Source organism: Algoriphagus algorifonticola, from assembly GCF_007655305.1.
GTDB lineage: Bacteria > Bacteroidota > Bacteroidia > Cytophagales > Cyclobacteriaceae > Algoriphagus > Algoriphagus algorifonticola.
Genome location: NZ_VLOG01000058.1, coordinates 138,438 through 164,302 on the forward strand (window position 1 = coordinate 138,438; position 25,865 = coordinate 164,302).

General features: G+C 39.0%; 26 protein-coding genes. 14 read left to right on the forward strand and 12 right to left on the reverse strand.

Annotation, left to right across the window (positions count from 1 at the left end):
* From FL972_RS19540 to FL972_RS16340, 6 genes are all read left to right on the forward strand, one after another.
* Positions 1 to 218 (forward strand): hypothetical protein (locus FL972_RS19540; protein WP_222116047.1); only part of this gene is annotated, 218 nt, incomplete at its 5' end.
* Positions 219 to 441: 223 nt separating this feature from the next.
* Positions 442 to 648 carry a hypothetical protein gene (locus FL972_RS16320; RefSeq protein WP_144606938.1) on the forward strand — a complete coding sequence of 69 codons (207 nt, stop codon included), beginning with the start codon at positions 442 to 444 and terminating at the stop codon, positions 646 to 648.
* Between the two features lie 55 nt (positions 649 to 703).
* Complete coding sequence (locus FL972_RS16325) at positions 704 to 1,900, forward strand: 6-bladed beta-propeller (protein ID WP_144606940.1); 1,197 nt, start codon at positions 704 to 706, stop codon at positions 1,898 to 1,900.
* A gap of 96 nt (positions 1,901 to 1,996) precedes the next feature.
* On the forward strand, positions 1,997 to 3,118 hold the full coding sequence (locus FL972_RS16330; RefSeq protein WP_144606942.1) for a DUF4221 family protein: 1,122 nt from the start codon (positions 1,997 to 1,999) through the stop codon (positions 3,116 to 3,118).
* A gap of 95 nt (positions 3,119 to 3,213) precedes the next feature.
* Positions 3,214 to 4,248 (forward strand): Fic family protein, encoded by a 1,035-nt coding sequence (locus FL972_RS16335; RefSeq protein WP_144606944.1) that lies wholly within the window; start codon positions 3,214 to 3,216, stop codon positions 4,246 to 4,248.
* A gap of 241 nt (positions 4,249 to 4,489) precedes the next feature.
* The gene (locus FL972_RS16340; protein ID WP_144606946.1) at positions 4,490 to 6,418 is read left to right on the forward strand and encodes an ABC-F family ATP-binding cassette domain-containing protein; all 1,929 of its coding nucleotides are present in this window, start codon (positions 4,490 to 4,492) and stop codon (positions 6,416 to 6,418) included.
* A 149-nt stretch (positions 6,419 to 6,567) separates the two neighbouring features.
* On the opposite strand, the gene FL972_RS16345 is transcribed toward FL972_RS16340, so the two are convergent.
* Positions 6,568 to 7,284 (reverse strand): DNA alkylation repair protein, encoded by a 717-nt coding sequence (locus tag FL972_RS16345; RefSeq protein WP_144606948.1) that lies wholly within the window; start codon positions 7,282 to 7,284, stop codon positions 6,568 to 6,570.
* Positions 7,285 to 7,368: 84 nt separating this feature from the next.
* Here FL972_RS16345 and FL972_RS16350 point away from each other — a divergent pair, with 84 nt between their 5' ends.
* From FL972_RS16350 to FL972_RS16360, 3 genes are all read left to right on the forward strand, one after another.
* Positions 7,369 to 9,369: a tetratricopeptide repeat-containing sensor histidine kinase gene (locus FL972_RS16350; RefSeq protein WP_144606950.1), complete on the forward strand. Its 2,001-nt coding sequence runs from the start codon at positions 7,369 to 7,371 to the stop codon at positions 9,367 to 9,369.
* A complete protein-coding gene (locus FL972_RS16355; protein ID WP_144606952.1) occupies positions 9,359 to 9,994 on the forward strand; it encodes a response regulator in 636 nt (211 codons plus the stop codon). Before FL972_RS16350 ends, FL972_RS16355 begins: the two co-directional genes overlap by 11 nt.
* 263 nt (positions 9,995 to 10,257) lie before the next feature.
* Entirely contained in the window at positions 10,258 to 10,533 is a 276-nt protein-coding gene (locus FL972_RS16360) for a hypothetical protein (protein ID WP_144606954.1), read from the forward strand.
* Positions 10,534 to 10,539: 6 nt separating this feature from the next.
* On the opposite strand, the gene FL972_RS16365 is transcribed toward FL972_RS16360, so the two are convergent.
* The 7 genes from FL972_RS16365 to FL972_RS16395 form a co-directional block, all read right to left on the reverse strand.
* A complete protein-coding gene (locus tag FL972_RS16365) occupies positions 10,540 to 11,409 on the reverse strand; it encodes a nucleoside phosphorylase (protein WP_144606956.1) in 870 nt (289 codons plus the stop codon).
* The gene (gene trhO, locus FL972_RS16370; protein ID WP_144606958.1) at positions 11,387 to 12,391 is read right to left on the reverse strand and encodes an oxygen-dependent tRNA uridine(34) hydroxylase TrhO; all 1,005 of its coding nucleotides are present in this window, start codon (positions 12,389 to 12,391) and stop codon (positions 11,387 to 11,389) included. The genes FL972_RS16365 and trhO overlap by 23 nt, the downstream gene beginning before the upstream one ends.
* Before the next feature lie 159 nt (positions 12,392 to 12,550).
* Complete coding sequence (locus FL972_RS16375) at positions 12,551 to 13,186, reverse strand: acetyltransferase (protein WP_144606960.1); 636 nt, start codon at positions 13,184 to 13,186, stop codon at positions 12,551 to 12,553.
* A gap of 55 nt (positions 13,187 to 13,241) precedes the next feature.
* Complete coding sequence (locus FL972_RS16380) at positions 13,242 to 14,537, reverse strand: DUF2851 family protein (protein ID WP_144606962.1); 1,296 nt, start codon at positions 14,535 to 14,537, stop codon at positions 13,242 to 13,244.
* 81 nt (positions 14,538 to 14,618) lie between these two features.
* Positions 14,619 to 15,437: an orotidine-5'-phosphate decarboxylase gene (gene pyrF / locus FL972_RS16385; RefSeq protein ID WP_144606964.1), complete on the reverse strand. Its 819-nt coding sequence runs from the start codon at positions 15,435 to 15,437 to the stop codon at positions 14,619 to 14,621.
* 57 nt (positions 15,438 to 15,494) lie between these two features.
* Positions 15,495 to 16,385 (reverse strand): lysylphosphatidylglycerol synthase transmembrane domain-containing protein, encoded by an 891-nt coding sequence (locus tag FL972_RS16390; protein ID WP_250161374.1) that lies wholly within the window; start codon positions 16,383 to 16,385, stop codon positions 15,495 to 15,497.
* Positions 16,386 to 16,542: 157 nt separating this feature from the next.
* Positions 16,543 to 17,541 (reverse strand): glycosyltransferase, encoded by a 999-nt coding sequence (locus FL972_RS16395; protein ID WP_144606966.1) that lies wholly within the window; start codon positions 17,539 to 17,541, stop codon positions 16,543 to 16,545.
* 117 nt (positions 17,542 to 17,658) lie between these two features.
* On the opposite strand from FL972_RS16395, the gene FL972_RS16400 reads away from it, so the two are divergent.
* Positions 17,659 to 19,314, forward strand: a complete 1,656-nt coding sequence (locus FL972_RS16400) for an ArnT family glycosyltransferase (protein WP_144606969.1) — start codon at positions 17,659 to 17,661, stop codon at positions 19,312 to 19,314.
* Here the strand turns inward: FL972_RS16400 and FL972_RS16405 are convergent.
* The 4 genes from FL972_RS16405 to rpsU all read right to left on the reverse strand — a co-directional run bounded on the left by FL972_RS16405 (position 19,308) and on the right by rpsU (position 22,441).
* Entirely contained in the window at positions 19,308 to 20,816 is a 1,509-nt protein-coding gene (locus FL972_RS16405; protein ID WP_144606971.1) for an ArnT family glycosyltransferase, read from the reverse strand. The two genes, FL972_RS16400 and FL972_RS16405, sit on opposite strands and share 7 nt — an antisense overlap.
* A gap of 66 nt (positions 20,817 to 20,882) precedes the next feature.
* Entirely contained in the window at positions 20,883 to 21,188 is a 306-nt protein-coding gene (hpf, locus tag FL972_RS16410) for a ribosome hibernation-promoting factor, HPF/YfiA family (protein WP_091653053.1), read from the reverse strand.
* A gap of 36 nt (positions 21,189 to 21,224) precedes the next feature.
* Positions 21,225 to 22,109 carry a tyrosine-type recombinase/integrase gene (locus FL972_RS16415; RefSeq protein WP_144606973.1) on the reverse strand — a complete coding sequence of 295 codons (885 nt, stop codon included), beginning with the start codon at positions 22,107 to 22,109 and terminating at the stop codon, positions 21,225 to 21,227.
* A gap of 137 nt (positions 22,110 to 22,246) precedes the next feature.
* Positions 22,247 to 22,441, reverse strand: coding sequence for a 30S ribosomal protein S21 (rpsU, locus tag FL972_RS16420; protein ID WP_091652632.1), 195 nt, complete (start codon positions 22,439 to 22,441; stop codon positions 22,247 to 22,249).
* A 649-nt stretch (positions 22,442 to 23,090) separates the two neighbouring features.
* Here rpsU and FL972_RS16425 point away from each other — a divergent pair.
* The 4 genes from FL972_RS16425 to FL972_RS16440 form a co-directional block, all read left to right on the forward strand.
* The gene (locus FL972_RS16425; RefSeq protein WP_144606975.1) at positions 23,091 to 23,309 is read left to right on the forward strand and encodes a hypothetical protein; all 219 of its coding nucleotides are present in this window, start codon (positions 23,091 to 23,093) and stop codon (positions 23,307 to 23,309) included.
* A 10-nt stretch (positions 23,310 to 23,319) separates the two neighbouring features.
* Positions 23,320 to 24,435, forward strand: coding sequence for a hypothetical protein (locus FL972_RS16430; protein WP_144606977.1), 1,116 nt, complete (start codon positions 23,320 to 23,322; stop codon positions 24,433 to 24,435).
* A 197-nt stretch (positions 24,436 to 24,632) separates the two neighbouring features.
* Positions 24,633 to 24,851 (forward strand): hypothetical protein, encoded by a 219-nt coding sequence (locus FL972_RS16435; RefSeq protein ID WP_144606979.1) that lies wholly within the window; start codon positions 24,633 to 24,635, stop codon positions 24,849 to 24,851.
* Positions 24,852 to 24,863: 12 nt separating this feature from the next.
* Positions 24,864 to 25,865: hypothetical protein (locus FL972_RS16440; RefSeq protein ID WP_186300136.1), on the forward strand; the 1,002-nt coding region annotated here is incomplete at its 3' end.

Consider the following 25,865-nt stretch of genomic DNA (forward strand, 5'->3'; position numbering starts at 1 on the left):
CACTAGTGTTCGTTCTGTTGATCGCATTTGCTTGCTCGAAATCACCAAAGTCTAGCGAAATCGTCAAACTTCAAGCGAGCGGAGAATTCCTCCGCATCCCCATAGATAGTCTGACCGCCAATATCAGTACCGGCTTAGTTCGATACAAAGACTTTTTGGTCAATGTCAATTGGAATACCAATACTTTGAAGTTTTATGATTTAGATTCAAAAACCTAAAAAATTCTTATTTACAATTCACATTATACTATTAGTCAACCTATAACTAGCCACCTAAATATTAATCATTCCTTTTATCAAAAAATAAACTAATTTCGCTTTAGATTCAAATCTGATTTCTTGCATAATAATAATAATAATAATAATAATATGTTCGAAGTAGTTAATCGATTGGCTAACCGTTCCTTTCGGGGAGGATCTGTTTTTCTAAATTTATTTTATCATGAAAAAGTTAATTTTAGGAGTTGGGCTTTTTGTTTTTAGCTTCGGACTCTTGATTTCTAATGGAACAACAGCACAAACCATGTGTGAGGAGAACTGTGAGGAGAAACCGAAATATTATAAGATGGCACAGGTAGGCCCCAATACTTATTGTTGCGTAGAAAGTACGAATCCGATAGACACCTGTTCAGGGATTCCCTGTTCTTAGAAATAAACAGTAAACCATAAAGGAGGATAATTCCCTCCTTTAAATTATTCACTTTATGAAAAAAAGTCTTGCTCTTTTCTTAACACTTTATAGCTCTTTTTTATTGGTTAATTGTTCACCGCCAAATGAAGAAATCACAAATGAATTAGAATCAATAGAAATCCATCTTCAAGATGCCGAATCAGCCAAATTTGATTCCATTTTTACAATAGAGGAGTTGATCTCTCTAAAAAACTCAGAAGGTACTCCAATAACCAAAATCAAAAGAATCCTATCACGAGAAAATAATTATTGGATCCTTACCTCAGAAAGAATCTTGCACTTGGATTCAAATGGTAAAATTTTAAATCAGCTCTCGAGCCAAGGTCAGGGCCCAGGAGAATATCAGTCAATTGATGATATCCGGTGGAATGAAAACTCCAATCTCTTGGAGGTTCTAGATAAAAACAGCGGCAAATTGCTAAGGTTTACTACTGAAGGCGTGTTTCAAAATGAATGGAAAAACCCTTATCTCTATTTAGCAACTTCGTTTATTCCCCAAGGTGATGATTATTATATTTATGGTGGAGTTTTTTTCAATGGAGATGGAGATCGTGCAGTATTAGTCTCGGGAAAGACTGGTGAAAAAATAATAGGATTTAGCCAAATTGGCAAAGAAAGAAATTATCTCAGCGTACTCAATAATGATACATTTTATAATAAAGGAGACGAAATCGAGTTCTTTTATTCCGATAGCGATACGCTTTTTACTTTAGGTGAATCAGGAGCTAGGGCAAAGTATTTTTTTGATTTTGGAAAATTTCAAACCCCTGAGGAATTCTTTGATCGTGACTTTGAAAACATCATGGACTTCAGAAATAAAGCAGCAGAAAATGATTATGCTTCTGTTTTTTCAATCCAACCCACCAACACTCATATATTCCTTTTCGTAATTCAAGGCTCTAAATTATTTACTGCAATATTAAAAAGAAGTACCAATGAAATAAGGGTAACAGAAGGTTGGTCCAGCGACTTTGGAGGTGATTTTTCAAATTTGAGTTCCTATTTAGTCTATACCCCGGTTGGAAGTGATGATCAATTCATATATTTCTCAATTGACCCTTATGCAATTAAATCGGAAATAGATAAACTAAAAGAAAACCCAACCTTTCCCGAATTCTTGAACGAAAACCCCTTAATTAATCACATCCTTAAAAATTTTGATTCCTACGACAATCCTTACTTGCTGAAAGTTCGTATCAACAATTTTTAGGCGATAATTATATTGACATTAAAAAGATCCAAAACCTTAATTATCAATCATTTTCAGCGATAATTTCAGTTTATCTATCATTTCAACTTTTATTTCATGAGAATTTTCCTCATTCTACTTTGCTTCTGCTTGCTTGGCTGCTCCAAAAATCCAAGCGAAACCCCTGTATTAAAACTTCAAGGGAGCGGAGAAATCCTCCGTATCCCCATCGACAGTCTGACCGCCAATATCAGTACCGGCTTAATCCGCTACGAAGACTTCGTGGTCAATGTCAACTGGAATACCAATTCCCTGCAGTTTTATGATCTAAATTCTGAAAAACTCAGCAAAGAAATTTTTTATCAATATGAGGGTCCGCAGGGAGTAGGAAGCATTTTTGGAATTCATATCCACAGCCTTGACAGCATCTTTCTATTTACACAAATGGTACCCGTCATTACTCTGACAGATACGACGGGAATAATCAAAAACCGAATCCAATACACCAAGTCTGAAGGCCATACGAATGCCTTCGTACACAATGCCTATTTTGGAAGTACTCCCTTCCTGCAAAATGGAAAAATGCTGGTAAAAACACATGCAGAGGGAAACTACAGACAAATGACGGAAGAGCGTCTCAATAAATCCTTTCTTGCTTATCGAATTAATCTTGAAGATGGATCCCATCAATCCTCAGAACTAACCTACCCAGAAGGCTATTTAAATTCAGGCCTGAAATTTTTCGAACCCAGCCTTGTTTTCCATCCTGAATACACCGTTTATTCTCTCTTTGGCGACCATAGACTTTACAAGCAACTACGCTACGGAGGCCTAGAAACTTTCGATGGAAAAAGCCAATACTTAGATGAATCTCTCCCCTATTTTCCAATAGATGGAGAGCGCTTTGAAACCCAAAAATACCTAACCGCTTCCTCCCGCTATGAGACGCTAGTCTACGATGAATTTCGAGAAGTGTATTATCGCTTTGCCTACCCCACCTTGGCTATTGAAAAAGAAGAAGATTTATTCGCTTTGCGGGAAAATCCAGGACCTTTTGTAATTCAGGTATTTGATGAGGATCTCAAATTGATTACCGAAACCTATTTTGAGGGAGGAATGTATTTTCCGAACAATTCCTTCATCACCGAAAAAGGACTCTACCTCTCCGCCAACAATCCCGAAAATCCGGAAGCTGAAGAGGATGCTTTTCGATTTGAGTTGATCCAATTAATAAATTGAAATCGGACGATTCGGCTCATTTCATTTGGGTTTTCATTGAAATACGGCTCATTTTTTTATTTAAATGAGCCGCATTTTTGTATATTTTGAGCCGAATGAAAAAAAACCTACAAGAACTTATTGATTTCTTTTTACAAAATGGTGTAGCAAATCGTCAAGAAATCTCTGATAAATCTGACCTAGCCATCAGCCCAGCTACTCTAAAAAGATATCTTTCAGAGTTGCAAAATGATGGATTAATCCAGTCTGAGGGAAAAGGTAAAGCCACTGTTTACAAAACAACACCTCTTTTAGAACTGACTTATCCCATAGATCTAAATTCCTATTTTCTCTTAGAACAAGACGAGCGAAAAATTCGAAATCAGTTTGATTTTGAAATATTTGGCAAACTGAAAGGATTACCGATATTTTCTCAAGAGGAAGAAAGAAAGCTTAAAGAAATCCATGATAAATTTCTTTTAAGTACTAGAGACTCTAGTCAAGAAGAATATCAAATCGAGATGGAAAGACTCACAATTGATTTGAGTTGGAAATCTTCACAAATTGAAGGAAGCACCTATTCACTATTAGAAACTGAGTTACTTTTAAAGGAGAAGAAAACAGCTAAGGGAAAAACAAGAGATGAGGCAACCATGCTTCTGAATCACAAAGAGGCAATTGATTTTGTCGTTGCAAATAATGATTACGCATCTAAACTTTCTGTAAAAATTATCGAAGAACTTCACAGCATTTTAACCAAAGACCTTTGCATAAATAGAAATATAAGGAGAAGGAAAGTTGGTATTACCGGAACAAATTATAATCCATTGGACAATGAATTTCAGATAAGAGAGGCACTTGAAAATACGTGTCAACTTGTCAATCAAACATCTGGAATATATCAAAAATGCTTTTTGACCCTTGTCTTAATTTCTTATATCCAACCATTTTTGGACGGGAATAAGCGGACCGCACGAATTTTGTCAAATGCCATTCTAATTGCATATGGGTATTGCCCACTAAGTTTTAGAACTGTCGATCCATTAGCTTATAAAAAAGCAATGTTGGTATTTTACGAAAGAACCAATCTTCATCCCATGAAAGGGCTATTTATAGACCAAGCTGAGTTTGCCGTCAACACCTATTTTTGACACATCTCGTCGCCAGTAATTTTTTTCGGCTCATCCTTTCAAATAATTTATCAAAATACGGCTCAATTTGCTTTAAGAATGAGCTGTATTTCTAAACTTTTTGAGCTGAATCCCTTATTTCCATATTATTTCACCCGACGAAGGAGGGTATATTTCCACTATATTTCATCCTGACTTGTCAGGACCTATTTCTATCCTATTTCAACCATATTTCTAAGGTTATTTCCCGTACTTTTGCGGCATGAATTACCTTTCAGTTGAGAATCTCAGTAAGGCTTTCGGCGAACGCAAGCTTTTTTCCAATATATCATTCGGCATATCTCAGGGTCAAAAAATCGCCCTAGTCGGCATCAATGGTGCAGGCAAATCCACCCTGATGAAAATCATCATGGGATTGGAAATCCCTGACACCGGACAAGTGGCACTCAACAATGCCGTGAAAATTGCCTATGTCCATCAAAATCCTGTTTTCGATTCTAACCTGAGCATTTATCAAACGATTTTTGACCAAAGCAATTCTGAAGTTCTTCGTGTTATCGAGGAATACCACAAAGCCATGTTGGACTCTGAGCGCGGGATAGACAATTCCGATAAAATGGCTAAAATCTTTGAGCAGATGGATGCTTTGCAGGCTTGGGATTTTGAATACCAAGTCAAAGAGGTGCTCGGGAAATTAGGCCTCCACGACACGGATTTGCCTGTTGGCAATCTCTCAGGTGGACAACGTAAGCGGGTTGCACTGGCTAAAGCAATCTTAGAAAAGCCGGATTTACTTTTGCTGGATGAACCCACCAACCATCTGGATCTGGAAACCATAGAATGGTTGGAAGAGTACCTGGCAAAAGCCAATCTTTCCATTTTTATGGTAACTCACGACCGGTATTTTTTGGAAAAAGTCACCAATGAAATCCTCGAACTCGATCAAGGCAAAATCCATAGATACCAGGGCAATTATGGCTACTTTCTGGACAAGAAAGCAGAGCGGATGCAGATCGAAGATATCGAAATTGAAAAAGCGAAAAGTCTATATAAAAAGGAACTGGACTGGATCCGTCGCCAACCCAAAGCAAGGGGAACTAAGGCCAAATATAGAGTAGATGCTTTTGAAGAAACCAAGGAAAAGGCCTTCACCAAAAGGGAAGAGCGGGATATCGAACTCTCAGTATCTACCCAGCGACTGGGCAATAAAATCCTTGAAATAGAAAAAATTAGTAAGTCATATGGAGAGAAAAAACTGATCGAGGACTTCTCCTACATCTTCAAGAAAAAAGATAGAATCGGGATCGTAGGTCCAAATGGAGCAGGCAAAACCACCTTTCTGAAATTAATAACAGGGCTTATTGAACCCGACCAGGGAAAAATCACCGCAGGGCAAACCACCCTTTTTGGTTACTACCGACAGGAAGAAGATCGATTTGATGAGGAAAAAAGGCTGATTGATGTGGTGAAAGAAGTAGCTGAAGTCGTTACCCTTAATAAAGGGCAAACAATCACCGTGAGTCAGTTTTTGACCCAATTTGGTTTTCCTCCCAAGCAGCAGTTTACTCCAATTGGTAAAATGAGCGGTGGTGAACGAAGAAGGCTTCAGCTTTTATTGGTCCTGATCAAGAACCCCAATTTTTTGATTTTGGATGAGCCCACCAATGATTTGGATCTGATGACCTTGAATATTTTGGAGGAGTTTCTGGATACTTTTCCCGGCTGTCTGATCATCGTATCCCACGATCGTTACTTTATGGACCGCTTGGTAGAGCATCTTTTTGTGTTTGAGGGAGAGGGAGTAATTCGGGACTTTCCTGGGAATTATACAGATTTTAGGGAGTGGGAAAAGGAAGAGAGTACAAAGTCTCAAGTACCAAGTACCAAGTCGATAGAAGCTAGAAGCGAGAGACTAGAAACGAGAAAAGACACTAAAGTTGAGGAGGCAGAGAAGTCTTTGTCAAAAATCAAGGCAAGCTACAAGCAGAAGCAGGAATTCAAAAAGACGAATGAACAGATTGCAAAGCTTGAAGGCGAGAAGGAAAAAATCACTGCGCAAATTGCCAGCGGCATCGAAGACCACGAGGAGCTTTTAAAACTATCCAATCGAATCGCTGAAATTGACTCCGAGTTGGAAGAATTGGAAATGACTTGGTTGGAATTGAGTGAATTGGAGGGAATAGAGGATTAAAACCTTGAAATATGGTCGAAATACAATAGAAATAAACCTCCCTCTGGTCGGTGAAATACTTTGGAAACAAACTGGCTTTCAGTGGGCGAGTGAGGCTATTTCGACTCCTAGAGGGAGTCATATTTCATGAAATGTATTTCCATTGTATTTCATACAATCCCCTTCAAAAAATCCTGCCTTAAATCTTCCGGGAACTTCTCAATCGCATACCGCAATGCCGTTCTTGGCATCGTATGATAATGCTTTTTTAGAAATTTCAATTCCATTTCGAAATCCCGGTTTCCGATCTCACGAAGCATCCAACCTACTGCCTTATGAATCAAGTCGTGATCGTGATTTTTCAGTTTCTCCGCCAATGCCAAGGCATCTTTGAAATCTCCTCTTTTAATCCAGTAATACGAACTGATCATCGCAATGCGCTGTCTCCAGAGATGGCTTGAATCTGCTAGCTCATAAAATAAGTCTTTCTCCCTTTTCCAATAAAAATCCCCTAAAATCGGATGACAACTCGTATCCACAAGGTCCCAATTGTTCACAAAGTCCAAATGAGCTAAATAAAAATCAGCCAGCTCCTTTTTTAAATCCTCTTTTTTGCATTTTTCATAGCGATAGACCAAAGCCAAAAGCCCTGTCAACCTGACCTCGTGATAAGGATTTTTCACCAATTCAGATAACTCATTTAGGCTGATCTCATTATAAAATTGCTTAGCGATTTTTCGCTGAACGGGTACTTTCACTCCTAAAAACAAATCGCCTTCCCCATATCCTCCTGGGAAAGCCTTGAAAAATTTTGGGAAAAAGGCCGCTTTTTCAGGAATGGCCTTTTCATTTAAGGCCAGGATAATTTGTTCCGTCAGCTCACTCATAACTGTAAATAATTGATTTTTCCTCAATTTCTGAAACAAAAATATTAACCCATTGAAAACTAACTGATTTATATATCTTTGGTCATGGAGATGGAAATTTTTAAAAAGTTTTTGGTATTTCTCATCAGCATTGGCTTTTCTTCGACCCTACTAGAAAACCCCGCTCTTTCGCAAGAAAAGTCTCTAAATAGCATTATTGAAATTGAAAAATCCCTGGAAAAAGAGGATTTAACAGACACTGAAAGATATCAGCTCCTACTTCAAGCTATTCAGATTTATAAGGAAAAGAAAGCTTATGAAAAGCTGGCTAAAAGCAGCATCCAGCTCTTTCAAACCTCGTCAACAGATCCTGATGCGGACATTCAAAAGAAAGAAATCCTAAAGGAGGCCGCTCGGAACGAGTCAGAAATTCAGGACTCTTTAATTAAAGGCAACCTACATTTAAAATTAGCTGCATCTTATTTCAATGAACAAGAATTCGACTCTGCCATAGTGGAATACACCAAAGCTATCGATAGATTTTCTTCAAAGGATTCACTTTACATAGCAGATGGTTACTTTTTTCGGGGTCAGGCTGAAGACTATCATGGCAATATGCTTCAAGCCATGAAAGACTACCAAACTGCTAGGATCATTTATCAAAATCTGGAAGACTTGGAATATGTGGATTTCGTGAACGGCGGGCTTGCCATTTTATTCAGCAAGTATGGTATCTATCAGGAAGCTGAGGAAATCCGGAATGAATTGATCCAAAAATCCATTAAATCCGAAAATTTCAGTGATGCAGGAATTCAATTTTTCAATCAATCGGAAGATTATAGAAAGCAAAAGAAGTCTGAAAAACGAATAAAAGCCTTGCTTAAAGCAGACTCCTTAGAAAATATTTCCAACAGCAACCCGTACTTTAAAACGGTTCTGAAGTTCAATCTTTCCATCTATTATGGAGAAATGGGAGATTTGACCAATGCAAAAGAGTATTTCAACGAAGGTGAAAAAGCAATGAGTCAAGTTCCGGAATTGGATCAAAATTCAGGGTCTTATCTCATGGCTCAGACAAGGCTTCTTTTGAGTGAAGGGAAAATTTCATCAGCGATTCAATCAGGAGAAAAGCTATTGAGGATTTCCAAGGAAGCATCGAATATGGATCATTTGTCTATAGCATATCAGCTCTTGGAAGAAGCCTACAGAAAATCCGGTCAACCTGCCAAAGCTCTGGATTATCTGACTGCATTCAAGAGCTATCAAGATTCAATTTTCGAAGTCAATCAAGCAAATTCATTTGCCTACTACCAAACATTGTATGAGACTGAGCGGAAAGAGAATGAGCTGCTTTCCAAATCACTGGAAGTGGAAAATTTGAAAGAAAGCTCCAGAAGAAGAAATCTGATTTTCGGGGGAACACTACTCCTGCTTTTAGGCGGATCTGGATTTGGGTTTTTGGCCTTTCAGTTAAAAACCAGCAAAAAAGAAAAAGCCTTACAGGAAAACTTTTCACGAGAGCTGCTCAAAACTCAGGAAGAGGAAAGGAAAAGAATATCAAAAGATCTGCATGATGGATTGGGACAAAGCCTATTATTGATCAAAAATAAGGTAGCCTTAAATCAATCGGAAAATGCTGGTGATATGCTAGATACAGCCATCAATGAATTGAGATCAATCGCAAGATCCCTTCATCCTATGCAATTGGAAAAATTGGGACTTTCTAAAGCTTTGGAGCAAATGCTTGAGCAGATTGATAGGGAAACTCAGCTCTTTGTATCTTCTGAGATTGAAGAAGTAAAGGGTATCTTGCCTAAGGAAAAAGAGCTTCAATTATATAGGATAGCACAAGAAGGGATTAATAATATTTTAAAACATAGCCAGGCAGAAGGGATGAAGCTTGAGCTCCTTAAACATAATAGCCGTGTGGAATTGATTATTGAGGATAATGGAAAAGGCTTTGATTTTTCGGAGAAATTCAATGATTTTCATAGCTTAGGATTGAAAACATTGAAGGAAAGGACTGCTGCAATTTCAGGTACAATGAAGGTGAACAGTGAAAAAGGAAAGGGTACCAAACTCAGTTTTTTAGTATATGCAAACTAATCCTACTCAGGTAATCATAGCAGACGATCATCCTATCCTACTCAAAGGTCTTCAGGATTTTTTGAAAGATTTGGGATTAGAAGTCGTAGGAGCTTCTCAAGACGGAATTTCAGCTTTGGAAAAAATCCGCGAACTCCAACCTCCGTTGGCAATTTTGGATTTGGATATGCCAGGAATGACCGGACTGGAAGTCGCAGCAACATGTAAGGCCGAAGATTTAAATACCAAGATAATCCTCCTCACCCTCCATAAAGAGCTTTACTTATATCATCAAGCCAAGGAATTGAATCTTTCCGGATATATTCTCAAGGATTTTGCCTTGACGGACCTTTCGAAAGCTATTGATCAAGTATTGAATGGAGAAAGCTTTTTCAGTGAAAAGATATTCGAAGAATTAGAAAAGTATCAAAAAGATCAAAACAATCATTCTCTTACCCCATCAGAGAAAAAAATCTTACGCTTAATCGCGGAAGGACTGGCTACCAAGGAAATTGCGGATAAACTTTTTATTTCGGAAAGAACCGTTGACAAGCATAGGTCAAATATGATAAGCAAGTTGAACTTGGAGAAAAAACATAATTCCTTATTAATCTGGGCTCAAAAAAATAAGGAGCTGATAAGTTAAACCCGGATTATGCATTAGAATCTGTAGTGAGAGGTCAAACCGCAATAAAATCAAGTATTTAGCGAATGAAGCATAGCACCGCTACGGTGATTGAGCTAAATANAGCAAAGCGATTGATTTTGAAGCGGTTTGGACTCGTAATAAGAAGTCTACTGCATATTTCGGGTTAAAGGTATTTTTTACAAAAAATACGTATTTCTACGTATTGCCGTAGGCCCGCTTTAGGCTTAAGTTTGAAATGTATTCAGTAAACAATTTTTTCTATGAAAATTTCAAGTGCAATTGGCGAATTTAAAATTCTACAAACCGTGAAAAACAGAGATGAACTGTTGGTTTTGGGATCTTGGAATGATTTGGTGAGACTCTTTGACAGTAGCCGAACTTTCTTGGTTAATAGAGCTGAAAACCTTTTTGGACTCTATTTGTGCAAACAAGAGTGTGCTGATTTTTTAACTAAAATATTGCAACAAATTGACAATCAGGATAGCGAGGATTTCAGAATTGAAAAAAACTTGACTGAAAAAAGATATCTAGCGTAAGGGTGATCATTTTTTAACAGCTAATAGTTCCAAAGCTGCGTGAATCATACGATCCACGGTTTTTTCAGCTTTTTTATCAAACTCTCTATTTGGCCTATTAGCAACAATGGCATTCAAGCTGAGCATTTGATGGCCTAACTGTTCTCCCATAGCATAGTAGCCGGCAGTCTCCATTTCAAAGTTGGTCAGCCGTCTTCCATTCACTTCCAGTCCAGCCAATCTTTCAATAAATTGGGCAAATCTAGGCTTTAATCTCACTTCTCTCCCTTGGGGAGCGTAGAAACCAGGGCAAGTAAGTGTTACTCCCTTTTCAAATCTTTCGTCCAGTCTATTCACCATCTGGAATGCTGCTCTTGCCTGATAGGGGCGGAAAGGTAAGTTTAATTCGCCCTGAATAGCCTGAGCTATTTCTTGATTTCCGGACAGGGGTGGGTAGTAGCTCATTAAACTATCCATTCCGATGGCAATTTCACTTGCCAAAAGAGTACCTACAGGAAGATCAGCTTGCATGGCGCCTGAAGTCCCCAATCTAATTATTTGAAGGCTGGTTTTCTCCTCTTTCACGATCCTAGTCGCAAAATCCACATTCACCAAAGCATCCAGCTCTGTCATCAGGATCTCTATATTATCAGTTCCCATACCGGTACTCATCACGCTTACCCGCTGACCATTCAGCATTCCGGTGTGAGTCACAAACTCTCTTTTCTGAGTTTGGAAGTCTATGGTATCAAAATTTCTTGAAACCAAAGGAACACGGTCGGGATCCCCTACTGTAAAAATAACTGAAGCCAGATCTTCTGGCTTCAGATGCAAATGATAAATACTTCCATCAGAATTAATGATCAATTCCGACTCAGGAATGCGATGCTTCTCCATGCAATTTTTGAATTTGGTCTTTATCCGGCTTTCTGTGTAAGCCCTTGTAAGGATTGTAACCGTTAGTGTTTTTCTGATAGTATCCGGTTCCGTCGTAAGGCCTCTTTTCCGGATGTTCCTTACACTCGCTTGAGCATGCTCCTTCATATTCCCATCCACAGTTTTCACAGATCGGCACATGAATATTGCAAGTTGGATTGGCACAATTGACCATACGATCAGATTTGGTCCCACAAATATGACATTCAGAGACAATAGTTGGATTGACCTTATTCACATCAACTGCGATTCTGTTGTCAAAGACATAACATTTGCCCTCGAAATCCTCACCACCGGCTTCCATGCCATACTTGATAATACCTCCATGAAGCTGATACACATCTTCAAATCCCTGTTCTAAAAGAAAAGCAGAAGCCTTTTCACATTTGATTCCTCCAGTACAATAGGTCAATACTTTTTTATTTTTCAAATGCTCCAACTCTTTCACTTTCTGAGGAAAGTCCCTGAAGTTATCAATATCCAAGGTTAGGGCATTTTTGAAACGACCTAATTCATGCTCATAATTGGAGCGAACGTCCAAAATCACCACATCTTCCTGATCTTTTAATTTCTTAAATTCCTCAGGCTCGAGATGTTTGCCAGTTTTCACATTTGGATCTAAATGGCGCAATGAAGAGTGTACGATCTCAGGCTTGTAGCGAACATGAATTTTGGTAAATGCATGCTTATCATGATGATCGATTTTAAACTCGGTCTTCGCAAAGCGTGGATCTGCATGGATGTAGGCCATGTACTTTTCACAGTCCTCTTTCAGGCCTGAAACTGTTCCGTTCAGTCCCTCATCAGAAATGATGATACGACCACGGATATTGTTCTCAACACAAAATAGGTGATGTTCTTCTCTGTACTGCTCTGCATCTTCGATTTTGGCGTAGCAGTAATATAGCAAGATGCTATAGTCTTTGTTTTTGTTCTCTTCCATAACTTGAGCCCTGTTTCGGCAGGGTGTTTGGTTTTTGTTTGATGTCCGATGCCGGATGTCCGATGATTCACTTCATTATTCGGTGTTCGACATTCAGCATTCGATATTACTTTTTCTCTCTTTAATTTCCTTGACAAGGGAAATGGTCTAGATTCTTTCTTACTTAATTTTTGCAGCTGGATTTCCAAATACGGTTTCATTGGCTTTTACGGAGCTGATTACTACTGATCCGGCCCCAACTCTGGCATTTTTGCCGATGGTCACACCAGAGACAATCGTTACTCCAGAACCAATAAAAGCTCCTTCCTCGATTGTTACTTCAGCATTGATGATGGAGCCAGCTCCAATTTGCACGAAGTCTCCAATTTTAACATTATGATCCACGGTAGCCCCTGTGTTTAAGATACAATGATGACCTATTTCAGTTCCTGCACCTACACTAACTTGAGCATTGATAAAATTGCCATGCCCCAAACTTGCATCAGTGGCAATGTAAGCTGTATGATGAATCGCATTAATTGGCTGTACTTTTCTTCTTTCATTGAGCAATTCCACCAAAAACTTCCGGTATTTGGTATCATCCACTGCCACAAAAGCTTCAGTCTTTTTACCGATTAGTTTCAAGAAACCATCATCTTCCGTATGCCCCAAAATAGGCACCGTATTGATTTCTGTTCCGTGCAGACTTTCGTCCTCTTCCAAGAAACCATAGACGATCACCTGATTGCTATTGAAAATTTCTAAAGCTGGGTGAGCGATTCCTTTTGCGCCCAGAATAATTACTGGTTTATCCATAATGTATTGTAATTCGGACTGCAAAATTACAGGAATTCACGGGCTTACCCAAACATCATTTGTTTTCCGAACGAATCAAACTTTGAGCAATTTTGCATTGCAAACATTTTTTGGGTTCGCAGTAATTTCTGAATAAGCCTATCATCCCTTGGGAATCGAAGGCGTTTTCTGCCTTCCAACCAGCTTCATTAAATTGACGGATGATATAATTATTTTCTCCATTGATCTCCTGCAATAAGTCAAAACACCGCTCCTTCCAATCTGAATTTTGAAAATATCGCCCATAAGCAAACCAAAGGGGGATCACATAATTAATAATTAAAAGTTCCAATGCAGCACTGGAAATTCCTTTGGAGGCCATTCTGGATGAGGCTTTTCCAAAAGAATAATGATACAGCCAATAATCTGATGGTGGGATTTGAAGGAGTTTCTTAAACCCAGCAAAATCACGGGAATCTTCCAAAACCGCTTGCAATAAGTTGGGAGCATGGGACAATATGGCTGCCAATTGGGCGATTCTGAGCGTAGGAAAATTTCCCGGACGAACCCCCATGAAATTCCAGTGTTGTCTTTTCAAGGGAGAATTCCATTGATATTTCTGACGAAGAAAATCATACTCTTTGATTAAGTGCGATGGATAAGGTTCATCTGAACTCTCAGGTAGCAGTCCAGCCAAACCAAAAAGCATGGACTCTATGGCGGGAAGCTGAGTTCTATGCTTCAAAATCAATTTGTAAGGTAAGCTCTCTGCAAGCTCCAGCATCGCCTGACTGTTGATTTTAAAACCAAAGCACTGAAAAAGCCATCGGTAGGCAGTTTCCTCCCAATCTCCCTTTGTTTGATCTAGTATTGCTAATATGAGTGTGGATTTCTCCTGAAGTCTCTCCACCAAAGCCTTCTCCAAGGCCGAAAAGCGAATAATTGAAGGTGTGTTTTTCACTGCATGAGCACAGGGTAGTTTTTGATTGTAATCCAGCATCTGCTCATATTTTCTCCAGATCTCCAGAAAGATCCTACCATCGAGCTCCAAAGTAGGCATCTGAGTTCCATCATTCCTTTTGACTTCGCGATCATTTTTCCAGACCACATGCAGAATCACTGAATTGTAAGCAGGGTCCGAATTATGAGCATGTTGCTTCCATTCTGAAGCAAGCTTGTGAACCTCAACGTGACCATGCAAGCTCAGGCCATCTAAAGAAATGGCCGCATCTCTGAAATCCGGTCCCTCGCTCAGGTTATGAAAGCCTACATTGATTACCTGTAGCTCCTGCCCATCGGTAGTTGTGAGGTCTCTTCGATCAAAATACTGATACTTCCAGACCAGCTGTAAAAAGTCTTCTTTGAAGTCCATAAAAAGTCTTTGACTAAAAGTTTATGGAAATTAAAAAAAATTACTGAATCAGTCAAGCTTAGTCCAAAAGTCAGACAATCATTATTTTCTGTGCTTTTCGAGCAAAATACTCATTTCTTCTTGAAGCTTTTTGGCTTCATTCCTGGCTGCTTTCGCAAAATCCTTCCCATTGGAAGCATAAATAATTCCTCGACTAGAATTGACCAGAAGACCACAGTTGGAATTCATTCCAAATCTGGCTACTTCCTCCAAGCTTCCCCCTTGTGCCCCAACTCCCGGCACTAGGAAAAAGTGATCCGGAGCCAATGTTCTCACCTCACCGATCAATTCTCCACGGGTGGCACCAACCACATACATCATATTTTCAGGACTCCCCCATTCCTGACTTTTTTCGATAACGGAATGGAAAAGAGGTTTGCAATGTCCATCCTCAATCGTCTGAAAATCTTGAGATCCAGAATTCGAAGTCAAGGCTAGAAGGATCACCCACTTATTTTCAAACTCCAAGAAAGGAGTTACCGAATCTGCTCCCATATAAGGTGCCACGGTAATAGAATCAAAATCCATAGACTCAAAAAAAGCTTTCGCATAGAGTTTGGAGGTATTGCCGATATCCCCCCGCTTAGCATCTGCAATCGTAAACGTTTCTTTGGGAATAATATCCAAGACCTTTTGCAAACTCTCCCAGCCTCTCGGTCCTAATGCCTCAAAAAAAGCGATATTAGGTTTGTAGGCCACTGTATAATCAGCCGTCTCTTCAACAATTTCCTTACAAAAAGAAAAAATCGGATCCGGTTCAGATTTAAGGTGGGCAGGGATTTTATTCAGATCTGGATCAAGACCTACACAAAGAAATGAGGACTTATATTCAATCTGGGCAATGAGTTGGGAGCGATTCATGGGTTTAATTCTAAGAAATTCAAAAATACGGAATTCCTTTCAGTCCAAAAACCTCTATTAATAGCTTGGCGAATCATCTTGCTCATCTTTCAAATTCACTTTTACAAAAGCTCCCACTAAAGAAACTCCTGCCGTGATCAAAAAGAAAATCAAACTGAAAGCTACTGCTGCCGTTTCCTCTATCCCCGCATATTGATGCGCATAGACAAAAACCAGTTCACGGGCACCCACTCCTCCAATAGTCAAGGGCAGTACCGCAACAATTGATGAAAGCAAAAAGATCAATTGGTAAGCCAGAATCTTTTCATCGATTCCTAAGGCCATCAAAATAAACCAAGCGCAGATCAATTGAGCAATCTGCCCTGCAAAAGACCATAGATTAGCTGGCCAAAATGAGGGTAGAAAATCCTTGAAAAACAGTTTCTGAACCAACCAAAAGCCCGGAACAGTCAATATCAATCCCGCTACCATCAAGGCATTCCACAGCTCACTTTCCAAAAAATCCAATTCCACCTCAACTATCAAAAACAGTCCGAATAGCAAAAAAACAATGGCTACCAAACCCCCTAATCTATCCAGCAAAGCAGCTTGAAGTAGTTTTTTGACAGGCAGTTTAAAGTGCTTATTGAGCAAGTATACCTTATAACCATCCCCTCCGATTCCACCTGGCAAGAATAAATTATAAAACATTCCAATAAGGTAGAGTTTCCAGTTTTTCCACTCTGAAAGCTGAAGGCTGATGTTTTTGAAGTATTGATTGAGTCGAATAGCCGTAGCGACTTTGCTCAATACAAAAAGTATCACGGCAGGAATCAGCCAAATCCATTGAATGGTTTTCAGGATTTCAAAAAGTTGGGCTGTTTCAATTTTTCGAAAAACCAGATACAAGGCCAATCCTGTCAGGATCAGTTTGAGGATAGTTTTGAGCTGGTTTTTATATTGTTGCAAAGTTAGTTAGGCTATATACTCACTGGTAGAACGGGAGAGTGAAGCAGTACTTAAGTTTACCCGTCACTGCGAATCCCGAAGGGTGAAGCAGTCTCCTGGGATTTCATATTACAAAAAAAGATTGCTTCGTCGTACCTCCTCGCAATAACGCTCCTCTTCACTCATCCATTTTTTCAGAATTTGGGTCGAAAAGCACTTCTCCCCTAACTTCTTGCTTATCTCCCACAAAAACCGAACGCACGGTGTAGGTTTTCTTATCCTGAGACTCGAAGTAAGTTCGCACTATAATCTCGGCGATAATCCCTGTCGTTATAAACTGAATGCCTCCAAGAACTAAGATAAAACCCAATATCATGATTGGTCTACCCCAAATATCCTCTCCAATCAATTTGAGAATTAGAAGGTAAAAGTTGATCACCACCCCTACCAAAAAAGCAATCAAACCAATCCCTCCAAACAAATGGATGGGGCGCTGGAAATACTTCTGAAAGAAGAGCATCAAAATCAAATCTGCCATGACCTTGAAAGTACGACTTAGGCCATATTTGGACTCCCCGTGAATTCTTGGATGATGCTTCACGTCCATTTCGGTCATTCTAGCTCCTTGTTCCTTAGCCAAAACAGGAATGAATCTGTGCAATTCTCCATATAAGCCCATACCCTGGGCAATTTCGGCCTTGTAAACTCGAAGGGTGCAGCCATAATCCTTGAGATAAACTTTGGTGGTATTTCGGATTACCCAATTCGCAATTTTGGAAGGGATTTTTCTCAATACGAACCCATCTTTTCTATTAGCCCTTCGCCCAGCTACCACGTCCCAATCCTCATCTATAGCTTTCTGGAGCATGGTAGGAATATCGGTTGGATCATTTTGTAAATCTCCATCCATGGTGGCAATATAAGTTCCGATTGCCATATCAATCCCTGCTGCCAAGGCGGTAGTTTGTCCGTAGTTTTTATTAAAAATAATCAGCTTGGTTCGCTCATTGGCATACTTTTTCACCTCCGCCACGGTTCCATCGGTAGCTCCATCTTCAACCAAGATCAATTCATAATCAATATCGGCTAAAGCCAAGTAAGTGGCTTCTAGTAGTGGCTTGATATTTTCTTCCTCGTTGTAAACGGTCACTACAACGGACAAAAGTGGCTTGTTCATGCTATAAAATTTCGTCAAAAATACAGCAATTTAATTCGGAGGTCAAAAATCAGCCCAGATAACATCGTTTCACAAATTAAATTTGGGCTAGCCAAGGCATTTCAAATATCTTTGGGGATGCTTTTATCTCCTTCATCTGAGTTAAAAATCAACCCCTGGATTTTAATGGGGATTTTTTGCTTTTTGGTTGGGCCATTTGCCTTGGATTTCCACATGCATTACCCGGATGAAATTTATTATCGGGATGCAGCTGTCAAAATGATGGAAAATGGAGACTACCTGACCACTTACTTGGGAAGTGGAGATTTGCGCTTCAAAAAGCCAATCCTGACTTATTGGGCAGTTTTAGCCGGGTTTAAGCTGTTTGGAGTCAATGCATTTGCTTCTAGAATTTTCTTTCTTTTGGCAGGAGCTGCTACGGTAGGATTGACATATAAGCTTTCTACTATTCTATTTGAAAAGAAAAAAATTGCGGGAATATCAGCCCTAATTATGGCTTCAAACCCGGTATTGATTTTATCTGCATCCAGATCCATCCCGGATGTGTTGTTAGTTTTGACAATGACTATCAGTGCCATTGGCTTTGCCGGCTATTTAAAATATGGAAATAAAGCGCCTAAATGGTCCCCTTGGGCTTTGTACCTGGGCTTGGCTTTGGCTTTCGAAGTGAAAGGACTTCCGGCAGCTGCTTTAGGCGGGATCGGCATTCTTTATTTGCTTATTAATCCTTGGCAGCGTATTTCCTGGAAAAAACTACTCCATTTACCCTCCATACTGATAAGTGTTTTCATTGGTCTTTTTTGGTTTGCAGCCATGTGGAAAATTCATGGTCCTACTTTCCTAGACAACTTCCTGGAAGATCAAGTTGGTATCCGAGTAGCATCAAGGATAGCTTTGATTTTAAAAAATGGATTATTAGCCAGTTTGTTGCTGCTGGTAATATTCATCCCCTGGATATTTTTCATGATACCCAACTTGAAAAAATCGGCTCAAGCCTGCTGGAAAGAAAATCCACAATTCATCGGCTTCGCCATCCTATGGGGCTTAGCTATATTGGGAATGGGTGCCTTGACCAGTAAATTTTACGAGCGTTATCTATTACCCGTAGCTCCGGTGTTGGCTGTTGGTATTGCCTGGTTATTGGTAGAAGCAAAATTTGAATCGAAGAGAAGAGAACTCACAGCAGGTAGTCTTGTTTTTTATTCATTGAATCTAATTCTGTTGGTTGCCGGAGTATATCTGGCTTTTTCAGGAGAAATGCCTTGGATGCAATTATCATTATTGCTTCTTGTATTACTCTATTTAGGACTATTATTGTTTCGGGGGAATAAGCTTCCTAAAGTAATTACCTTTTGTATGATGTCACTTTTTCTAGGGATTAGTCTGATCACGCGTCATATTTCTTTCCCTCATCAGGGTCAGCAATTTTCTCAAAAAATAAAAACTGAAAGGAAATCTGAAATCGGTTTTTTGGGAAACCTGCATGTTGGAAGTAAAATCCGACTAGTACTATATCCAGAGACTCACTTGATAGATTTAAGTAGAACTAACTGGTCTGTGCAATTCGAGCAGTATGATCAGGTCATAGTCGAAGACAGCTATTTGGACTCTATTTATAATCAATCAGTCAATTACTCAGTCAGAGACTCCTCAGTCAACTGGGATTCGAGGACTATTCCAGAGCTTTTAAAAAATTATGGCAAACCTGAGTTTGAAGGCCTTCTTCAAGAAAAGGGAAAGAAGTACTATTTATTAGAAAAAAGAAATCAATAGTGATCAGTTTGAATCGCTTGATAATACCTTAAATCCCTCCAAACCTGAATAGTTGCAGTTCTAAGCTGCTTTCCTTTGAAAAATACCGGATATTTTTCCTCATAAATCAGCTCCCCAAACTGAGCTACATTTTCGGGAGAGGATTCATTCCAAGAGACAAATATACCCGTTCGTTCCAATCCAATTTCTCGTTCAAGGCTATGCCACAAATCAAATTGATTTTTTCTGGAACCCATGCCGGCGACATAAACCTGTGGTACTTCAGGAAGATAAAAAGCCAATTCTGATGCCATATGGTAACTTTCAGAAAAATAATATGACTCATCCAATTGAAGGCTATCTGTAAGAAAAAGAATTCTATCAGCAAGATCCTTGTAGCCGGTAAGTCTTCTAAATGCAGCCTTTTCTGCTTGATCTAAATAGACTTTTGACTTCCAGCTAGCTACATCAGGTAGAAAGAGTATCAAAGGAATTGCAAAACTCAAAGCTATCAGAGTGCTTTTTACCCTTTTCCAATTCTTATACTCACGCTCGAGTACATAGGCAAATATTATAGCCAATGAAGGATAAGCGTATGCAGGCCAATTTGCCTCTACACTTGTAAACAAACTCAATCCGGCAAAAAGGAAAAAAGTAAATAAGACAGGAACAAATAAAAATCCAAGTTTGACGCCAGATCTATGGAATATCACTTTTAAGCTCAGCCATAAGAAAGGAAGAAAGAAAACTGAAATCATGGCCAGTTGTCCGCCCAAGTAACTCAACAGACCCCATAGACTCTCTCCTAAGTCTATTCCACTTGATTCACCTGAAACACCTCCCAGAGTTGCCAAATGCCTGAAGGTACTAAAGCCATTTTGCCAGTTCCATATCAAGCTTGGTAAGAAACCCGTTGAAAAAAGGATCAGAAAGAAGGCAAAGCCCTTTCTATTGGTGGAGAAATTCGATGTAAATAATAGGTAAATAGCCAGTATAGGTACTATGACCACCATAATACTTTTTGACATCAGCCCAAAAGCAGCTGCCACCCCTGCCAATATCCACCAACGTGTTCTTTTTTCCACCAGCGCCCTAGCCAGCATATACCAAGAGAGAATCCAGAAAAATGTCAACTCTGAATCGGTCATATGGAAAGTGGAAAAGAGCATCCAGAATGGCATCGCACTCAGTATCAAGCTGGCCCAAAAAGCCATCTTTCTAGAGTGAAATAAGAACTCAGTAAACTTGAATACAACCCATGATGTACCCAAACCAAATAGTATAGCATTGATTCTAATGGCTATTTCTGTATCCCCTAAAATGGAGGTACTTATATAATTAACCGCCGCAATTAAAGGGGGCTTGGAATAATAGTGCCAGGCTAGATTCTTAGACCATAGCCAGTATTGAGCCTCTTCGGTGAAAAGATTGATTTCAGGGCGAAGTGTGAATATAATTTTGATGATCGCCAAGCTAAGTTGAACCAGCCAAAAAGTGGCGATATAGTTGAATTTGTTTTTCATGAAAAGTATTAAAAATGAAAAAACCCTCAGTCTCCTGAGGGTTTATACGTAAAAACCGTTTGTGGTTTACTGTTTTGCCAGCACTACTTTTTCTTTGTACTTCTTGATTTGTCTTCTTAGACCTTCAATAGCCTCATCAGCAGCTCCTTCAAAGGAATCTGTTTGATGCTTCGCAAAAAACTGTTTTCCGGGCACGTTCAATTTAATTTCCACAATTTTATTTTCATTTCGTTCATTCTTGTCCAAACGCATGAAGACCTCACCATCTATGATTCGGTCGTAAAAGGTATCCAGCTTATCGGCTTTTTTCTGAATAAAATCGATCAATTTGCGATCGGCGTCAAAGTGGATGGAGTGCATCTGCAGTTTCATATTGATTTGCATTTAATGGTTGAACAATTGATTTATTTACGCTTTAGGATGTGCCTGTTCAAACACAGCCTTCAGTTTTTCCATAGAATTATGTGTGTATACCTGAGTGGCGGCCAGATTAGCATGGCCTAGCAGATCTTTGACTGCATTCAGGTCTGCTCCCTTATTGAGCAGGTGAGTCGCAAAAGTATGTCTCAGGATGTGAGGGCTGCGCTTGGATGTCTGCGCAAACCTATCTAAATACTTCCTGACAATGCGATAAATCATCATAGGATAACTCTTACTTCCTGAATTACTCACAATAAAATAGTGACTTTGTCCTGCTTTTGGAAATCTTTCCTCAAATACTTTTTGATAAGAAAGAATATTTTGTTTGAGGCCTTTTGTGATGGGAATTATTCGTTCTTTTTTCCTTTTTCCAAGCACCTTTACCTGCTCCTGCCCCAGATGAATGTCCTCCCATTTCAAGCCTATCAATTCCGAAAGTCGGACACCGGTGAGGTACAAAAACTCCATGACCATACGATCTCTTTGCCCTTCAAATCCGCTATCGTATACACTTTCTTCTAAAACGGAAGCAATGCTGTTTTCCTGTACGAATTCGGGAAGTTTTTTCGGGTTTTTAAGACTCTTTAACTTATAGGTAGGATCTTGGGTGATGACTTCGGTTCGCAACAGAAATTTATAATAAGATCGAAGAGTAGCAATCTTTCGGTTCACAGATGTACTACTGAGACCCTGCTCCACCAGATCTATTACCCAAGCTCTGATCTCACTATGGCTGGCTTCACTGATTTGGTTCAGCTCAAAGGAAAGCTTGACAAAGTCTTCAAACTGCCTCAGGTCCCGCTCGTAGGCCTCAACCGTATGTGGGCTACTTCGCTTCTCATATTCCAGATAGTTGACAAAGGAGTTGATCATAAGCTCTAATTCAAAAGATAAGTTAAGCTAAAAAAGACAACTTTTCACTGACAAATGTCACAGATAGTTTACAAAAAGGCACAAAAAAACAGCTGCTCTTTCGAACAACTGTCTTGCTATGAATGTAATCTTAGCGCTTATTTGCTAGCCTCCTCTTGGAGTCTTTGCTTGTAAGCAGCTTTGATAACTTGATCTCTTCTTTTAACGGAAGGTTTGGTGAATGCCTGACGCGCTCTCAATTCTCTGACAGCACCTGTTTTGTCAAACTTCTTCTTAAAACGCTTTAGCGCTTTTTCGATGGATTCGTTTTCTTTTACGTTTACAATGATCATAAGTATACACCCCCTTTCGCGACTGCAAAGGTAAGGAAATTATTTAAAAATTAGAAAAATAGAATATTTTAATCTGATTATCCCCAATCATGCCAATTGGCATATTTTCTTTGTTTGACCGATTGGATGCTACCACTTCGCTCACCACGGGCGACCGAAGACCGAAGCTTCCGTCATTCTGACCCTTTTGGCTAATAATTGGCCGTACTTTCCTTTTATTGGCAAGAAAGCGGATATACATATATTTTAAAATTGAGATGTATCTTTAGGTAATTGAAGAAATATTGAAGCAATTACTGAATATGGATTAACACCATTCAAACTAATCATTTACCCCCCTATTGAATTTGACCGAATAACAGATTTTTGGAAAATTTCTTAGTTGGTTTTTTGGTCAATGACTTCTGTTTTTTTTAGTTTTAACTAAGCTAGCTTTTTAAATATCTTTTAACTTAAACCCGGATTATGCATTAGAATCTGTAGTGAGAGATCAAACCGCAATAAAATCAAGTATTTAGCGAATGAAGCATAGCACCGCTACGGTGATTGAGCTAAATANAGCAAAGCGATTGATTTTGAAGCGGTTTGGACTCGTAATAAGAAGTCTACTGCATATTTCGGGTTAAACAAATGAATCATGAAAAAAACGATGGTTTTAACCCTTGCCATACTAGGCATGTTCTTGGGTAGCTTTGTGGTTGTGCCGCCAGTAAATGCCCAAAGTCAGCAAACTCACGATTGTGTATACCTCGAAGATCCCCATGGCTGCACGGTGGCAGACTGCGGAGATTGTGTGGGTTGGGTCTGTAGTAATCCGAGTCAATGCGGAGATGGAGACTGTGATAAAGTAATGAAGTTCGGATGTTAAATTAGTCAACATGCAACAATACTTTTTACTTGGAGCATTCTTATTCGCTATGTGGTCCTGCAAGCCATCAGTGGAGGAGAGTGCTCTTCCTGAATTATTAGAACTTACTATAATTGATTCTACTCTCACTGGAAATGAGTTATTTTTTATAAACGTAAATGATCAAGTACAAATAATTGGTGATAGTCTAATTGCCATTTCCTCTATCAGAACTCCCTTAGTAGGAATACTTAGAAAAGATGGTAAACAAGTAGGACAAATCGCATCTGGGGATTTTCCTATAGGTGCATTTTCCCCTGCTTCGTTTGATATATCAGATTATCCTATTATCTACATTCTTGACAAAAGAAGTGAATCCGTTTTAGTGTTTGATGTTCAGAAGCAGGAGTTTAATAGAAAGGTCAAATTAAACCTTCCAGAGGATAAAATAATCCGAACAGTTGGCGCAAAATTTAAAAAAACTCCTTCAGGATTTATGGCAGAACTATACAGCTTAAAGCATGATGGATTCCTTCCTGAATTCTATCAAGATTCAGGAAATCTTATATACTTTTTTGATTCGACTGGAAAAATTCAAAAGTCAATATTGGATTATCCTCAAGAATACGCGGAGAAGAAAGGATCATTAAGACCTATTAATTACTTGGCGATTAGTGACAATGCAGATGGTCTTTTGGTGTCCTTCCCTCACACTAAAAAACTGAAAAGGTTCACTATAAACGGCGAAGAAATTGAAGAAATACAACTTCCAAATAGTAGATTTTTTGACTATATCCTTAAGGAATCGGACAGGATTATAGATTTTCAAGGGCTCAAGTCTGGCCAAAACTTAGGCGTTCCTAGCAATGATTATTTTAATTCAATATTTGAGGATAAAAAATCTATTTATATAGAAACTTGGATGAAAATCGATACAACGAGCATGGACAAGACCCGTTTGACCCACTTGATGATTTATAATAAAAAAGAAGAAAAATGGTATGAAACCCAAAATCCAAAAGGCATCCTTGACATCGGAATGCTCGCCGGTGTAGTCAGAGACACCTTATATTTTTATGAAGGCAGTATGATGAAATACGATGATAAATACATCAAACGCGCAGTACTTAGACCGGTAGATGATTAATTCCTAAAATCCATCAATTTTAAGGACGGCAAGCTATATCCACTCAAACTAATTTTTTACTCCCCCCAATTATTTTCGACCGAACATCATTTTTACTCAAAATTTTAACTAAACTAATTTGGACAACTAACATACTCTTCCTTTCTTTTAATTCAAAGCTAGCTTTTTAATTATCTTTTAACTTAAACAAACTAATCATGAAAAAAATGATGATTTTAACCCCTGCCGTACTGGGTATGGTCTTGGGTAGCTTTGCGGTAGTGCAACCCGTAATGGCAAATGATCCATGTACTCATTTTGAGGATGATTATGGGTGCGATGTAGCAGACTGTGGCGATTGTATCGCTTGGTCCTGTGACAATGAAGATCAATGTGCAGATGGTGATTGTAGTCCGACCATGGCTGTTTGCACCTAATTATTTACCAAAATGAAACAGTACTGTCTATTTGGAGCATTCTTTTTCGCTTTTTGGTCTTGTCAATCATCTGCGAAAAGGAATGTTCTTCCTACTTTACTAAACCTTGAAGTGGTTGACTCGACTCTAGTCAAGGAAAAGGATTTTTTTATGAATGTACCCGCCAAGGTAGAATTAATCGGGGATAGTTTGTTGGCCGTCTCCTCCAATAGAACTCCCGCTGTAGGAATTATTCGAAAAAATGGAGAACAAGTAGGAAACATTGCATCAGGAGATTTTCCCATAGGTGCTTTCATGCCATCATCCTTTGATGTCTCAGAATACCCTATGGTTCACATTATAGACAAAAGAAGCCAATCTGTGCTGAAATTCAATGTGGCCAGCCAAGAGCTTATCGAGAAGGTTAGACTCAATCTTCCAGAAGACAAAATCATTCGAACAATTGGGGCAGAGTTCAAAAAAACGGAAGGGGGCTTTCTGGTTGAGCTATATAATCAAAAATACGATGCTTATCTACCTGACTTTTATCGCAATTCTGGTGATCTCCTTTATTTCTTTGACAATAATGGAAAAGTTCAAAAATCTATAATGGAATATCCAGAGGAATATAAAGCCATGGATGGCTCGTTGAGCCCGACTAACTACTTAAAAATGAGTGACAATAACCAAACCATCCTGCTTTCCTTTCCTCATAGCAAAAAACTGTTCAGGTATTCAGAAAAGGGTGAAGAGATCGAACAAATTGATCTTCCCCCAAGTCGAATTTTTGATTACCAACTGAGGGCTGCAGATCGAATCATTGATTTCAATAGCGTGATGGCGGGAGAAAAGCAAAGTACAAAGACTCCTGACAACCATTATTTTAATTCTATACACGAAGATGAAAAATCGATTTACATTGGGACTTGGATGAAAATCGGAGAAGGAGGAATCGAAAATACACGATTTACACACTTGATGATTTATAATAAAAAAGAAGAAAAATGGTATGAAACCCAAAATCCAAAAGGCATC